General features: G+C 72.0%; 14 protein-coding genes. 1 reads left to right on the forward strand and 13 read right to left on the reverse strand.

Annotated elements, in window-relative coordinates; genetic code table 11:
• The first annotated feature begins 16 nt into the window (after positions 1-16).
• Positions 17-913: a LysR family transcriptional regulator gene (locus tag ACR9Y5_RS16120; RefSeq protein ID WP_481298896.1), complete on the forward strand. Its 897-nt coding sequence runs from the start codon at positions 17-19 to the stop codon at positions 911-913.
• Between the two features lie 46 nt (positions 914-959).
• Here ACR9Y5_RS16120 and ACR9Y5_RS16125 read toward each other — a convergent pair whose 3' ends face one another.
• From ACR9Y5_RS16125 to ACR9Y5_RS16185, 13 genes are all read right to left on the reverse strand, one after another.
• Positions 960-1,829 carry a ThuA domain-containing protein gene (locus tag ACR9Y5_RS16125; RefSeq protein WP_481298897.1) on the reverse strand — a complete coding sequence of 290 codons (870 nt, stop codon included), beginning with the start codon at positions 1,827-1,829 and terminating at the stop codon, positions 960-962.
• Positions 1,830-1,916: 87 nt separating this feature from the next.
• A complete protein-coding gene (locus ACR9Y5_RS16130) occupies positions 1,917-3,131 on the reverse strand; it encodes an acetyl-CoA C-acetyltransferase (protein WP_481298898.1) in 1,215 nt (404 codons plus the stop codon).
• Positions 3,124-3,774, reverse strand: coding sequence for a CoA transferase subunit B (locus ACR9Y5_RS16135; RefSeq protein WP_481298899.1), 651 nt, complete (start codon positions 3,772-3,774; stop codon positions 3,124-3,126). The genes ACR9Y5_RS16130 and ACR9Y5_RS16135 overlap by 8 nt, the downstream gene beginning before the upstream one ends.
• A 1-nt stretch (position 3,775) precedes the next feature.
• On the reverse strand, positions 3,776-4,558 hold the full coding sequence (locus ACR9Y5_RS16140) for a CoA transferase subunit A (protein WP_481298900.1): 783 nt from the start codon (positions 4,556-4,558) through the stop codon (positions 3,776-3,778).
• A complete protein-coding gene (gene pcaDC, locus ACR9Y5_RS16145; RefSeq protein ID WP_481298901.1) occupies positions 4,551-5,729 on the reverse strand; it encodes a bifunctional 3-oxoadipate enol-lactonase/4-carboxymuconolactone decarboxylase PcaDC in 1,179 nt (392 codons plus the stop codon). Before pcaDC ends, ACR9Y5_RS16140 begins: the two co-directional genes overlap by 8 nt.
• Positions 5,726-6,841 (reverse strand): lyase family protein, encoded by a 1,116-nt coding sequence (locus ACR9Y5_RS16150; RefSeq protein WP_481298902.1) that lies wholly within the window; start codon positions 6,839-6,841, stop codon positions 5,726-5,728. The genes pcaDC and ACR9Y5_RS16150 overlap by 4 nt, the downstream gene beginning before the upstream one ends.
• On the reverse strand, positions 6,834-7,406 hold the full coding sequence (pcaG, locus tag ACR9Y5_RS16155) for a protocatechuate 3,4-dioxygenase subunit alpha (RefSeq protein WP_481298903.1): 573 nt from the start codon (positions 7,404-7,406) through the stop codon (positions 6,834-6,836). Before pcaG ends, ACR9Y5_RS16150 begins: the two co-directional genes overlap by 8 nt.
• Entirely contained in the window at positions 7,399-8,178 is a 780-nt protein-coding gene (gene pcaH, locus ACR9Y5_RS16160; protein ID WP_481298904.1) for a protocatechuate 3,4-dioxygenase subunit beta, read from the reverse strand. Before pcaH ends, pcaG begins: the two co-directional genes overlap by 8 nt.
• Before the next feature lie 12 nt (positions 8,179-8,190).
• Entirely contained in the window at positions 8,191-9,354 is a 1,164-nt protein-coding gene (locus ACR9Y5_RS16165; RefSeq protein WP_481298905.1) for a 4-hydroxybenzoate 3-monooxygenase, read from the reverse strand.
• The gene (locus ACR9Y5_RS16170; protein ID WP_481299596.1) at positions 9,344-10,549 is read right to left on the reverse strand and encodes an alpha/beta hydrolase family protein; all 1,206 of its coding nucleotides are present in this window, start codon (positions 10,547-10,549) and stop codon (positions 9,344-9,346) included. Before ACR9Y5_RS16170 ends, ACR9Y5_RS16165 begins: the two co-directional genes overlap by 11 nt.
• Positions 10,550-10,569: 20 nt before the next feature.
• The gene (locus ACR9Y5_RS16175; protein WP_481298906.1) at positions 10,570-11,370 is read right to left on the reverse strand and encodes an SDR family NAD(P)-dependent oxidoreductase; all 801 of its coding nucleotides are present in this window, start codon (positions 11,368-11,370) and stop codon (positions 10,570-10,572) included.
• Positions 11,367-12,359: a fumarylacetoacetate hydrolase family protein gene (locus ACR9Y5_RS16180; protein ID WP_481298907.1), complete on the reverse strand. Its 993-nt coding sequence runs from the start codon at positions 12,357-12,359 to the stop codon at positions 11,367-11,369. The genes ACR9Y5_RS16175 and ACR9Y5_RS16180 overlap by 4 nt, the downstream gene beginning before the upstream one ends.
• Positions 12,356-13,489, reverse strand: coding sequence for an FAD-dependent monooxygenase (locus ACR9Y5_RS16185; RefSeq protein WP_481298908.1), 1,134 nt, complete (start codon positions 13,487-13,489; stop codon positions 12,356-12,358). Before ACR9Y5_RS16185 ends, ACR9Y5_RS16180 begins: the two co-directional genes overlap by 4 nt.
• Positions 13,490-13,514 lie beyond the last annotated feature (25 nt).

The following is a 13,514-nucleotide window of genomic DNA, read 5'->3' on the forward strand; positions in this document are numbered from 1 at the left end:
GTGGGATCGTTGTGGCATGAACGCCGATCTCGACCTCCGAAAGCTGCGGTACTTCGTCGCGGTCGCGGAGGAACTGAACTTCGGGCGGGCCGCGGAGGCGTTGATGATCGCACAGCCGGTGCTGTCCCGGCAGATCCGGGCGTTCGAGGCCGAATTGGGCGTGCAGTTGTTCGTCAGAGACACCCGGGGCACCGAGCTGACCGAGAGCGGCCGGCTGCTCTACCGGGAGGCGGAGGCACTGCTCGCGTCGGCTTCAGCGGTGAGGCGGAGGGTGGCGGTCGCGGCCCGCGGGGAGTCCGAATTCACCATCGGCTTCATGCCCGGGTTGATGGTCACCGATGCCGTGCGGGCCTACCAGCGGACGCATCCCGCCCTGACCATCAACGTCATGCGCACCAGCTGGGAAGACCAGGTCCGGGTGCTCCATGACGGCCGCGCCGACGTCAGCTACCTTCGCCGGCCATTCAGCGCGACAGGGCTCGCCACCGAGCTGCTGTTCTCGGAGCCACGCGTCGTCATGCTCCGGGCGGACCACGAGCTGGCGGCGGCGGCGAGCGTCCGGATGGGCGACCTCGCGGCCGAGCATCTCCTCCAGGATCCGGCGGCTGTACCGGAGTGGGCGGACATCGCCGCCGAGATGCGGCGCACGCGCGGCCAGTCCCGCCCGGCGAGCCGGACCGTCGAGGAGAAATTGGAACTGGTCGCCGTGGGACGCGGGATCGCCATCCTGCCCCTGTCGACCGCGCGGTTCTACCGGCGGGCCGACGTCGCCTTCGTCCCCGTTTCGGACCTGCCGCCCACCGACGTCCTCCTCGGGTGGGACAGCGGCAGGCGGTCGCGCCTGATCGACGATTTCGTCGCCACGGCCCGAGGCGACGCACGCCGCCTGATCGGCGCAGCGCCTGCCGAGTAGCGAGCGCACCGACGGAGGCTGTCGGCCGGGCGCTGCGCCGGCCCGGTCACCCCTCCTGGTTGTAGTACGGCCAGGGGAGGAACCGCCGCTCACCGCGACGGTCGGGGCCGGTGAGCGTCACCTCGCCCGTCGCGGCCCACTCCACGCCGCGCGGGAACATGCGGATGAACTCGATCCGGCGGAAGGTGTCGATGTCGTGGCCGATCGTGATCGTGAACGAGCGGCCCGCGCCGTACTCGTTGATCCAGGCGATGGGCTGGTCCGTGTTGATACCGGGGAGTGCCGCGATGCCCTCCTCCGGGATGGCGACGGGGTAGTGGGACATCGGCCAGACCGGCGCCTCCTCGTACGACTCGAGGTCGTCGAACGTCGTCAGCAGCACCTGGGCGCCGTCGAGGATCTCCACACCGGTGAGGATGTCGTCGCCGGTCACCGTCCAGCGGGCGCTGATGCCCTCGGTGATCTCGTGCCGCGGCTCGACCGTGTCGAGCTGGGCCTCGCCCCACGGCCGCGGGCGGAGACCGCCGGCCACGGTGAGCCGGGAGCCGCGCATGATGTTGTACTCGTCCGGGTACCCCCAGTCGTCCTCCTGCGCGGCCGAACCGTGGAACCACACGATCCCCTTGCCGTCGTCGCGGACGAACTTCAGGAGCGCGGCATCGGTCTCCGAGCCGAAGCCGGTCGCCTTCTCGTGGTAGCCGTCGCGGCCCTCGAAGACGACGATCACGACGTCGTACGTGTCGATGATCTCCGGCCCGAGCCCACGGGGATCTTCGACGACCCGGACCCGGAACCGTCCCGTGTCCTCCAGCAGGGTGGTGATCCAGCTGTTGTGCTGCCGGAAGCTCCGGAACTCGTTGTCGTGCTCCCGGGTCATGTGACCCGAGAGGATGAGGGCGTTGAGCTTTGCTGACATGTGCGGGGCCGTGCCTTTCTTCATCGACGGGCGTAGCAGGAGGTCGGATGCGGAGATGAGTCGGTGTGATCGCCTTCGCCGCGCGGGTCAGACGCGCTCGAAGACCGCGGCGAGAGCCTGGCCGCCGCCGATGCACATGGTCTCCACCGCCAGCGAGGCGTCGAGGGCCGGGAGCTCGTGCGCGAGCGTCGCCAGCATCCGCAGACCGGTCGCTCCGATCGGGTGGCCGATCGAGATGCCGCTGCCGCGCGGGTTGAGCCGGGGGTCCTCCGCGTCGATGCCCCAGTCCGCGAGGCAGGCCAGCACCTGAACGGCGAACGCCTCGTTGAGCTCGATGACGTCGATGTCCGACCAGGTGAGGCCGGCACGCTGCAGGGCCCGGTTCGCGGCCGGGACGGGCGCCACCCCGAAGACGCGGGGGTCGTTGCCTGCGACCGCCCAGGAACGGAGCGCGAGCGCGGGAACGAGCCCCAGCTCCCTGGCGCGCTCCCGCGTCGTGACGATCGCCGCGGCGGCGGCGTCGTTCTGGCCGCTCGAGTTGCCCGCGGTCACCGTCGCGTCGGGGTCGGCGCGGCCGAGGATCGCGCGCAGCCCGGCCAGCGCCTCCAGGGAGGTGTCCGCCCGGGGATGCTCGTCGCGGTCCACGACGACGTCGCCGCGCCTGCCGCGCACGGTCACGGGCACGAGCTCGGCGTCGAAGGCGCCCGACTGCTGGGCCGCGACGGCGCGCTGGTGGGAGCGCAGCGCGAACGCGTCCTGCGCCTCCCGGGGGATGCCGTACTCGCGGCGGAGCTCCTCCGCCGAGCCGACGTTCCCCTCCGGCGTCGGGAAGTTGCGGCCGCCGACGGTCTCCCGCCCGCGGGCCAGGGCGTCGTGCAGCAGGAGGCCGCCGGCCGGCACCCCACGGCGCCCCTGCTCGGTGTACAGCGGGGCGTTCGACATGGACTCGGCGCCGAGGGCGACGAGCACCTCGCTGGCGCCGGTCTGGACCTCCATCGCCGCGTTGATCACGGCCTGGAGGCCCGAGCCGCAGCGGCGGTCCAGCTGGTAGCCGGTCGTCGTCACCGGGAAGCCGGCGTTCAGGGCGGCGACGCGGCCGAACGCGGGCGCCTCCATCGTCGGGTACCCCTGCGAGCCGATCACCCCCTCCACCGCGGCGGGGTCGAGGCCGGTGCGCTGGAGAAGCGCGCGGAGGACGGTCTCGGCGAGGTCCACGGCAGGCACGGGCGCGAGGGCTCCGCCCATCCGCCCTACCGGCGTGCGGAGGGGCGAGCAGATCACGGCCTCGCGCAGCTCAGGCATCGACCGCCTCCCGGGCGACGAGGAGCGGGGCGCCGGTCGCCTCGATGACCTGCTGCTCGGTCACGCCGGGCGCGAGTTCGCGGAGTACGAGTCCGTCGGCGGTGACGTCGATCACGGCGAGGTCGGTGATGACGCGGTCGACGCAGCCCCGCCCGGTGAGCGGGAGCGTGCACTGCTCGACGAGTTTCGGAGAGCCGTCCTTGGCGATGTGGTCCATGACCACGATGACCCGCTCGGCGCCGTTGACGAGGTCCATGGCCCCGCCCATGCCCTTGACCATCTTGCCGGGCACCGCCCAGTTGGCGATGTCGCCGGAGGCCGAGACCTGCATGGCTCCGAGGACCGCGGTGGCGATGCGGCCGCCGCGGATCATCCCGAAGCTTGCTGCGGAGTCGAAGTAGCTGGCTCCGGGCAGGACCGTGACCGTCTCCTTTCCCGCGTTGATGAGCTTGGGGTCCTCTTCGCCCTCCCACGGGTACGGGCCGACACCGAGGATGCCGTTCTCCGAGTGCAGCACCACGTGCACACCGTCGGGGAGGTGGTTCGGGATGAGCGTGGGCAGTCCGATCCCCAGATTGACGTAGGAGCCGTCCTCCAGTTCCCGGGCGGCGCGGGCGGCCATCTCATCGCGGCTACGCGGCATGTCAGGCTCCTTCGGATCGGGAACGGACGGTGACCTTCTCGATCGGCAGGTCCGCGGACTGCTCCGGGGTGAGCACGATCACGCGGTCCACGTAGATGCCCGGGAGGTGGATGTCGTCCGGGCCCAGCACGCCGGGCTCGACCAGTTCATCCACCTCGGCGATCGTCACCCGGCCGGCCATGGCGGCGAGCGGGTTGAAGTTGCGGGTCGACTTCTCGAAGCGGAGGTTGCCGTGCCGGTCGCCGACCGCCGCACGCACCAGACCGAAGTCGGTGCGGATCGCCGTCTCGAGCACGTACTCGCGCGTCGGTCCGAACACGTCGAACGGGCGCAGCTCCTTCGGGGCGCTCGCCTCCGCGACCGAGCCGTCCGCCGCGTACCGGATCGGCATCCCGCCGTCCGAGACCGCCGTGCCCGCGCCGGTGGCGGTGAAGAACGCGGGGATACCGACACCTCCCGCGCGCAGACGCTCCGCAAGCGTGCCCTGCGGCGTGAGCTCCACCTCCACCTCGCCGCCCAGATACTGGCGGGCGAACTCCCTGTTCTCACCGATGTAGCTGGCGATCACCCGGCGGATGCGCCCGGCGGCAAGCAGCTCGCCCAGACCCCAGCCGTCGACGCCGCAATTGTTCGACACCACCTGCAAGCCGCCGACCCCGCGGTCGAGAAGGGCCCGGATGGTCACGATCGGCACCCCCGACAGGCCGAAGCCGCCGACCGCCAGCGACGCGCCCTCCGGAATGTCGGCGACCGCCTCGGCCGCGGACGCGTAGGTCTTATCCATTCGATTCCTCCGTGTGATCTGCCTCAGCGAGCACGTCGCGCAGCACGGCCATCGCACTGTTCGCCGCCGGGAGTCCGGCGTACAGCGCGGTGTGGTGCACCACCTCCGCGATCTGGGCCCTGGTCAGTCCGTTGCGCAGCGCGGCGCCCACGTGCATCCGGAACTCGTTCTCGTGGCCGCCGGTGACCAGGCTGGCGAGGGTCGCGATCGAGCGCTGCTGCCGCGTCAGCTGCGGGCGCCCCCAGACCTCACCCCAGGCGTACCGGGTGATGAAGTCCTGGAAGGCGGCGGTCTCGGGTGTGATCGCGGCGTTCGCGCGGTCGACGTGCGCGTCGCCGAGCACCTCTCGACGCACTCGCATCCCCGTCTCCGCCGCATCCGGCGGGTCGACGGCGGCGGCGAGCAGTGCGGCGGACGCGTCGGGCTCCTCCAGCGGGATCAGGTGGGCCGCGTCCGGCAGTTCGACGAATCGTGCGCCCGGGATTCCGTCCGCGAGCTCCCGCATGAGATCCGGCGTGGTGACGCCGTCGTGGGCGCCGGCCACGACGACGGAGGGTGCGATGACCGCACCGAGGTCCGCGCGCCGGTCGAACGTGGCGAGCGCCTCGCAGCACAGGGCGTACGACTCGTCGTCCACCTCGACCAGCGTGCGCAGCGCCCGGCCTCCCGGCCCGTCCGGGTGGGCCTCGAGGTATCCCGGCGCGAACCAGCGCTCGGCGCTTCCGGCGACGACCGACGCGGTCCCGGAAGCGCGGACCTGAGCCGCGCGGTCCGCCCAGCCCTCCGGGGTGCCGATGGCCGCACCGGAGCAGAACATCGTCAGACTGCGCACGCGCTCCGGCACCGCGATCGCCAGTTCGAGGGCGACCGCACCGCCCAGCGAGTCGCCGGCGAGGTGGAACGCGCCGCCGCCGACCTCGTCGACGACGTCGAGGACCGCACGGGCGAGGTCCTCGACCGTGAAACCGGCCCGCGCGGCCGGCGACGCGCCGTGACCGGGCAGGTCGATCCGCAGGATGCGGGGCCGATCGTCGCGGACGGCCAGCCGTGCGACGACACCGTCCCACAGCTCGGTGGTCGTGCCCAGCGACGGGAGGAGGACGAGGAGCGGCGCGGCGGCCGAGGTCGGCGCAGCCGGCACCATGGACCCTCGCAACCGGGTCGGAGTCATGAGGCGCCCCCCTCCTGCAGTCGCTCGAACCTGCCGACGGCCGCGTCGACCTCGTGCGCTCCGCGCGGAGCGACGGCCGCCGTGACGTGCGCCCGCCGCGCCTGGATGACGAGGTCGCCGGCGGCGTGCTCGAGGAGCGAGGCGGACTCGGCGGCCAGCCGGAGCGTCTCCCGCCAGGCCTGCCACTCGGCGTGCCACTCCCCCGCCGGACGCGCGTCGTAGCTGAGGGATGCGGTCTGCACCACGCCGAGCGGCCCGCTGACCCGGAGCCCGTTCGCGACCAGGAGCACGGCATCCACCGGGTTCTTCTTGTGCGGCATGGCGGACGATGCGCCCCCGTGAAGCGGCGTGGCGACCTCGTCGCGCGCGAGCAGTCCCAGGTCGCGTCCCACCCGTCCTCCGGCGGTGCAGACGCTCGCGGCAGCGCGCGTCACGGCCAGGACCGGCGAGCGATCGGTGTGCCACGCGCGCCCCGGGTCCGTGAGGCCGAGGGCGGCGGAGATGCGGCGGCGCAGGATGGCGGCGGCCTCCGGCCGGCCCGAGAGTCGCGCGAAGGCGTCGCCGTCGCCGATGGCGCCGCCCAGCTGGAGCGGGAAGGCGACCGCGTCGAGCGTCTCGATGGCCGACGAGACGGCATCGAGCCACCCGCCGATCACCGCGCCCAGCGTCGTGGTCTCCGCCTCCTGCATCAGCGTGCGGACCGCGAAGGGGGTGCCACGGTGCTCGCGGGCGAGCGCCGCGAACCGTCGGCCGGCCGCCACCAGGGCCGGCCGCGCTTCGGTCAGCGCGTCACGCGAGACCATCATCAGCGCGGAATCCAGGACGTCCTGACTCGTCATCCCCTGGTGCACCAGCGTGCCGCCCTGCTGCCGCAGCGCCTGCGCCAGACCGACGACGGGAACCCCGGAACGGCGCGACTCCCGCAGCAGCGCCTCCCGGTCGAGCGACGCGTCGTCCAGCGCGGCGGTCGACTCCACGTCGAGCAGACTGCTCCAGGCTGCGGCGTGGGCGCGTTCCAGTTCGACCATGGCGGCGAGGATGCGATCGTCGGAGACCACGGCGCCGGCCGCGCCGGCCGGTTCGAGCAGCCCCCAGTCGAATGCGTCAGCCACGTCCGTCTCCGATGAAGTCCAGGAACACCGTCTCCCCGTCGCCCTGCAGGCGGATGTCGAACCGGTAACTGCGCTCGCCGTCCTGCTCGACGATCAGGGTGCGACGGCGGTCGGCCGGAACCGTCGCCAGGAACGGGTCGTCCTCCCCGAAGTAGGCGCGGGTGAAGAGGTGGTGCAGCAGGCCGCGGGCGAAGACCGTCACCAGGAGGTAGGGAGCCCGTCCCGCGCCCGATGCTCCCGGCAGCACGGTCGTGAACGTGTAGTGTCCCGCGCGGTCGACGGCGGCCCGGCCGAAGCCGGTCACCGTGTAGCCGTCGCGGTGCAGGCTGCCGCGTTCCCGGATCGGGCGGCCCGACGCATCCGGCCCCCAGATCTCGAGGATCGCGTCCGGGACCGGCTCGCCCGCGCCGTCGTAGACCGTGCCGTGCAGGCGGATGGATCCGGGGTGGGAGTGCGAGGTCACGTCCGGTCCGCCGTCGTACGGCAGCGCGTAGCCGAAGAAGGGACCCACGGTCTGGGACGGGGTCTGGCCGAAGCCGGTGCCGGTCTCCTCGCTCTCAGGCATGCTCGCCCTCCTCCGGCTCCATCCAGGTCGCCGTGCTGCCGGTCAGCACGATGTCCCAGCGGTAGCCCATCGCCCACTCCGGCACGCTCAGGTCGTGATCGTAACGCGCCTTGAGCCGATCGCGAGCGGCCGGATCGACGATGGACTGGTAGATCGGGTCCAGCGCGAAGAGCGGGTCGGTCGGGAAGTACATCTGGGTGACCAGCCGCTGGGTGAAGGCCGACCCGAACAGCGAGAAGTGGATGTGCGCCGGGCGCCAGGCGTTCCGGTGGTTCTTCCAGGGGTACGGGCCCGGCTTGATGGTGACGAACCGGTACGAGCCGTCGTCGCCGGTGATGGCCCGGCCGACCCCGGTGAAGTTCGGGTCGAGCGGCGCGGGATGCTGGTCGCGCTTGTGCACGTAGCGGCCGGACGCGTTGGCCTGCCACACCTCGATCAGCTGGCCGCGCACCGGGCGGCCGTCGCCGTCGAGCACCCGGCCCGCGACGATGATGCGCTCCCCCAGCGGCTCACCGCTGTGCTGGATGGTCAGATCGCTCTCCTCCGGCGCGACGTCGGAATGCCCGAACGCGGGTGAGACGAGCTCGATCTCCTCGGGGTCGGCGCGGACCAGCTCGTGGGTCGGGTGACGCAGCGTGGAGCTGCGGTACGGCGCGAAGTCGCGCAGCGGGTGGACGGGAAGCGGTCCGGCCGCCGCGGCCGCCGCCTGGGCGTCGGCGATCTCGCGGGTGATCTGTCCCTGGCTGACCTCGTGCGGGCTGACTTCTGGCATCGTTCCTCCTCCTCAGAAGGGAAGGCCCGCGTACTGCTCGGCGAGCGCGGCCTGAGCGTGACGGGAACCGGTCGTGTACTCCAGCTGGCCCACCTGGCTGCGGTAGCGGAAGGCGCGTGCTGACTCGTCGTCGATCTCCCGGTGCACGTGCAGCATCTCGGTCATCCACTGGGAGAACTGCTGCACCTTCCACTGCCTCGCCAGCGCCGCCGCGCTGTACCGGGTGAGCGGAGCGCCGTCACCGCGGTAGCGTGCGGCGATCGAGCGCCCCAGCAGGGCGACGTCGGCGATGGCGGAGTTGAGCCCCTTCGCGCCGGTCGGCGGCACGATGTGGCCGGCGTCCCCCGCGAGGAACAGCCGCCCGTGCTGCAGGGTGGACGCCACGAAGCTGCGCATCGGGGTGATCGACTTCTCCGTGATCGTGCCCTCGTGCAGCGTCCAGCCGTCGACACCGAGCCGCTTCTGCAGCTGCTCCCAGATCCGGTCGTCGGACCACTCGTCGATGGACTCGGACGGGTCCACCTGCAGGTAGAGGCGCGACACCTCCGGGGATCGCATGGAGTGCATGGCGAAGCCGTCCGGGTGGAGCGCGTAGATGAGGTCGTCCGTCGAGGGCGCGACATCGGCGAGGATGCCGAGCCAGGCGTACGGATAGCCGCGCTCCAGCGCTGTGACACCGGGGATGGCCGCACGGCAGACGCCGTGGTAGCCGTCCGCCCCGACGATGACATCGCAGTCGATCCGCTCGCCCTCTCCGGTCAGCACGTACGGAGCGTCCGAGTCGACGTCGTGGGGTGCCACGCCCCCGACGTCGAAGCGGACGTCGGAGCCGAGGCGGTCGTGCTCGGCGAGCAGGTGCGCCACGAGGGCCTGCTGCCCGTAGACGGTGACGGTGCGCCCCACCAGATCGACGAAGTCGACGTGGTGGCGCCGCCCCTCGTACTGCAGGTAGATGCCGCGGTGCGTGAGACCGCGCGCCGCGAGGTCCGCGTCCAGGCCCAACTCGCCGAGGATGTCGACCGAGCCCTGCTCGAGCACGCCGGCACGGATGCGGCTCAGGACGTACTCGCGGCTCTTCTGCTCCACGATGACGAAGCCGATCCCAGCCCGCTGCAGGATGTGGCCCAGGAGGAGGCCCGCGGGGCCCGCTCCGATGATGGCGACGTCAGTCCGCATGCTCGCGGGCCCCCTCGGCCATCGCGAACGTCTCAGCACCCGTCTCTGTCGTCGCGAACGTCTCCGCGACCCAGTCGGCGATGATCCCCGCGACGTACGGCATGTTGTCGATCGAGATGTGCTCGGTGCCGCCTTCCGGATCGTCGAAGATGCGGAGCTCGCGGCGCGGGCTGTTCACGGCCTGATCGAACGTCTCGTGCGCGTACCGGACCGGGATCTGCCGGTCGCCGGCGCCGTGGGTGATCAGCAGGGGAACGGTGATCTGCTCGGCGACGCCGTTCAGGTGCATCCCCTGGGTCTTCTCGATGAAGGCATCCATCGAGTCGACGCCCCAGACCCAGAACACGTGGTCCCAGTAGTGCGGCACCGGGTTCTCGCCCTCGCGGTTGCGACGCGCCTCCTGCACCGCGGCCCAGTCGTGGTTGGCGCCCCAGGCGACGGCGAGCTTCAGGCGCTTCTCGAAGGCGGCGGCGCGCGGCGCGTAGTAGCCGCCGAGCGACCAGCCGACGATGCCGATGCGCTCGGGGTCCGCGTCCAGTTCGGCGGCGTGCTCCTCGATCCAGTCGACGATGGCAGCCGCCCACACCTCGGTGTCGCGGCGGGCCGTCAGGCCGCGCAGTCGCAGCGCCTCGCCGGAGCCGGGGGTGTCGATCATCAGGGTGGAGATGCCGCGCTCGGCGAGCATCCGCGGGAACCCGGAGTAGTACATCATCTCCTTGGTCGAGTCGAGACCGTTCCACTGGATGATGACGGGATGCGGTCCGTTGCCGGGCGCACGGTAGAAGTAGCCCGGCAGCGAGGAGTCCTCGTAGGGGACCTCCACGCGGGTGACCGGGATGCGGCTCAGCTCGACGTGCTTCAGGAGCAGGTCGATCGACTTCTGGTACGCGGCATTGCGGCCCTCCCAGCGCGGGGACTGCAGGCGCTCGGCCTGGGAGGTGTAAAGCGACGCCCGGTAGTACGTCTCCCCCGCGCCGATCCGGCGACCGGCCGCCTCGTCGGCCTGCGCCTTGGCGACGAGGCGGTCGGCGACGGCCTCCCAGGAGGCGTAGAGTTCGGCGGTCCCGGCGTCGTCGCCGTTCTGCGACGCGAGCAGCACCGGCTTGCACGCCCTGTCGACCTCGTCGATGAAGCCGCCGTTGTTGAGGGTGGCGACGACGGCGAGGCTCCAGACGTAATTGGTCGGGAAGTACATGAACACGGGAGGCTCCTTCGTTACTGCGAGACGTGCTGCGCGCCGGCGGCGATGCGGTCGGCGAGGTGCTTGGCCCCGGCCGAGGAGGCGAATCCTCCATCGACCGGGAGGTCGGCGCCGGAGAGGTACCGGGACGCGTCGGACATCAGGAAGACGGCGAGCCCGGCGACGTCGTCGGCCTGCCCCAGACGTCCGAGCGGCGTCAGGTCGAGCTGAGCATCCCGCATCGCCGCCGGAGCGTCGGCGGTCATGTCCGTCTCGATGAAGCCGGGGTGGATGGTGTTCACGCGGATGCCGCGGGGGCCGTACTCGGTGGCCGCGACGCGGGACAGCCCACGCAGGCCCCACTTGGAGGCCGTGTACGCGGCCGTGTAGTGACCGGTGAGCCCGGCGACCGAGCCGACGTTCACGATCGACGAGCCGTCGCCCATGAGCGGCGCGAGCGCGCGCATCCCGAGCATCGGACCGGTCAGGTTGACCGCGAGCACCCGATCCCAGTCCGCTCGCCCGGTCCGGCCGATTCCGGCGCGGTGGGTGACGCCGGCGTTGTTGATCAGGCCGTGCAGAGGGGTTCCGCCGAGGGTCCGTGCGAGCTCGCCGGCGAGCCGCGCCCACGCCTCCTCGTCGGTCACGTCGAGGTGACGGAAGGCGATGCGGTCGTCCACGGCGCCGTCGACGTCGACGACATCGGTCGCGATCACCCGGGCGCCGAGTCCGGCGAGGAGACGCGCCTCGGCGGCGCCCTGACCGCGGGCGGCGCCCGTCACGACGACGGTCGCGCCGTCGAGCCGGGCGAAGGCATCGAGGAAACCGGCGCTCATCGGGCCACCCGCTCCTTGCGGGTCCGGAGCCGCGAGCGCTCGCGCGCTCGCGGGACCTCCGGGGCGGGCACGCCTGCACCGACCGGTCCGACCAGTTCGCCGATGCCCTCCACCACCATCCGCACGGTGTCGCCCTCGGTCAGCGGACGCGGGTCCAGCGCGCCGCGCCGGCCCCACAGCTCGGCGAGGCAGCCGCCGTTGCCGGTCGTCCCGGAGCCGAGCACATCGCCGGGGACGACCCGGGAGTTGCGGGAGGCGTAGGCGACCAGCTCGGGGAACGGCCAGCCCATGTTCGACACCAGGTCGTGACCGATGCGCTCGTCGTTGACGTACACCTCGGCACGGATCGCGAGGAAGCCCTCGCCGTCGAGGAACGGCTCGAACTCGTCGGCCGTGACGATCCAGGGACCGAGGCTGGTGCCGAAGTCCTTGCCCTTGGCGGGACCGAGCCGCACCTTCATCTCGCGCGACTGCAGGTCGCGGGCCGACCAGTCGTTCATGATCGTGTAGCCGAAGATCACCTCGCGCGCCTCCTCGGCGGTGAGGTTCGCCCGGCGGTCACCCGGCGCTCCGCCGATGACGGCCGCCACCTCGAGCTCGAAGTCCAGCCGTTCCGTGACGGGAGGGAGCACCGGCTCCCCGGGGCCCAGCACGGTATGCGGATTGGTGAAGTAGAAGGTGGGCGCCTGATACCACTCGGGCACGACCTCGCTCTTGCCGTCGACGGAGGCGCTGACGCCCTCGACGTGCTCCTCGAAGGCGACGAAGTCGCGGATCGACGCCGGGGTGAGGGGCGCGAGCAGCCGCACGTCGCTCAGCGCGGCGCCGTCCGACGCCCCGACGGAGGCGAACACCCGCTGGGCCTCCGCGAGTCCGCGCGCGAGCACCTCCGCGACCGTCAGGCGGCCGGGGAACGGGACGACCCGGTCGCCGACGACGAAGCCCTCGCCGACCGTGCCGGTGCCGTCGGTCCAGCGGGCGATCCTCATGCCGGCTCCGCCATCCGGTGGGCGATCCCGAACATCAGGCCGGGCGCATCGGCGTCGGGGTCGTGGTCGATCTGCCACTGCCCGAGCTGCACCGACGCCTCCACGACCGCCTGCGCCCGGGGGACGCGCCGGGCATGGAACGCATCCCAGAGCGCGTCGTCCACAGCGTCGGCGCCGACGAGCAGCTCGGTCAGAACAAGCGCGTCCTCGAGAGCCTGCGCGGCGCCCTGCGCGATCGTGGGCGGGCAGCTGTGCGCGGCGTCGCCGATGATCACCGCACGTCCCCGGTTCCAGGGGGCCGGGACGATGTGCTGGGTGAACCAGGTGTAGTTGACCTGCGCTCCCCGGGCCAGGTCGGCGCGGATGTCGTTCCACGGCCCGCCATACGCAGCCGACTCCTCGATCATGATCGCGGTCGCCTGCTCGTCGGTGAGGCCCTGGCGTTCCTGAGCGGCCTCGACGAGGAAGGCGTACATGGTGTCCTCGCCGGTGGGCGTGTACCCCGCGATGTAGACGGGCCCTCCGTAGTACAGCTCGCTGCGCTCGACCGACGCGGGCCGGGAGACGAACGCCCGCCAGATCCCCATCCCGGTCGGCTGGGGCGCCGTGTTGATCCCGATCAGCCGGCGCACCTGCGAATTGAGTCCGTCGGCGCCGACCAGCAGGTCGAAGGTGCCCGCCGGACGTCCGCCGATCTCGACCGAGACGCCGTCCGGGGTCTGGGACACCGCTGTCAGCTCGGAGCCGAACGACACGGTCGCGCCGGCAGCCTCCGCGTGACGGAGCAGGATGCGCGCCAGATCGGGGCGGTACATCCCGCCGGTGGCCGGGAAGTCCGGGCCACCCGTCTTCACGTCCGGCAGCTCGGCCACGACGGGTGCGTCCGGGCCGGGCGCGCGGAGGGTCAGCCCCTCGAAGAAGTAGCCCTCGGCCTGGACGTCCTCCCAGACGCCCAGGGCGTCGAAAGCCCGGAGCGCGTTGCCCTGGAGGGTGATGCCGGAGCCGAGAGCGCTCAGCTCGGGCTTCGAGTCGAAGACATGGACCTCGACGCCCGCCTTGGCGAGCTGGATCGCGGCGGCCAGACCGGCGACGCCGGCTCCGGCGATCGCCACCTTCGTGACAGCGGTCACTTCAAGAACCTCTCTGTTCTCTGAT

The organism is Leifsonia sp. KNZ13-11D, from assembly GCF_056754895.1.

Excerpts from the sequence above, each read along its gene's own strand:
- ACR9Y5_RS16170 (WP_481299596.1), bottom strand. The coding sequence starts at position 10,549 with ATGTACTTCCCGACCAATTACGTCTGGAGCCTCGCCGTCGTCGCCACC.
- ACR9Y5_RS16165 (WP_481298905.1), bottom strand. The coding sequence starts at position 9,354 with ATGCGGACTGACGTCGCCATCATCGGAGCGGGCCCCGCGGGCCTCCTC.
- pcaDC (WP_481298901.1), bottom strand. The coding sequence starts at position 5,729 with ATGACTCCGACCCGGTTGCGAGGGTCCATGGTGCCGGCTGCGCCGACC.
- ACR9Y5_RS16125 (WP_481298897.1), bottom strand. The coding sequence starts at position 1,829 with ATGTCAGCAAAGCTCAACGCCCTCATCCTCTCGGGTCACATGACCCGG.
- ACR9Y5_RS16135 (WP_481298899.1), bottom strand. The coding sequence starts at position 3,774 with ATGCCGCGTAGCCGCGATGAGATGGCCGCCCGCGCCGCCCGGGAACTG.
- pcaG (WP_481298903.1), bottom strand. The coding sequence starts at position 7,406 with ATGCCTGAGAGCGAGGAGACCGGCACCGGCTTCGGCCAGACCCCGTCC.
- ACR9Y5_RS16180 (WP_481298907.1), bottom strand. The coding sequence starts at position 12,359 with ATGAGGATCGCCCGCTGGACCGACGGCACCGGCACGGTCGGCGAGGGC.
- ACR9Y5_RS16120 (WP_481298896.1), top strand. The coding sequence starts at position 17 with ATGAACGCCGATCTCGACCTCCGAAAGCTGCGGTACTTCGTCGCGGTC.
- pcaH (WP_481298904.1), bottom strand. The coding sequence starts at position 8,178 with ATGCCAGAAGTCAGCCCGCACGAGGTCAGCCAGGGACAGATCACCCGC.
- ACR9Y5_RS16175 (WP_481298906.1), bottom strand. The coding sequence starts at position 11,370 with ATGAGCGCCGGTTTCCTCGATGCCTTCGCCCGGCTCGACGGCGCGACC.
- ACR9Y5_RS16130 (WP_481298898.1), bottom strand. The coding sequence starts at position 3,131 with ATGCCTGAGCTGCGCGAGGCCGTGATCTGCTCGCCCCTCCGCACGCCG.
- ACR9Y5_RS16140 (WP_481298900.1), bottom strand. The coding sequence starts at position 4,558 with ATGGATAAGACCTACGCGTCCGCGGCCGAGGCGGTCGCCGACATTCCG.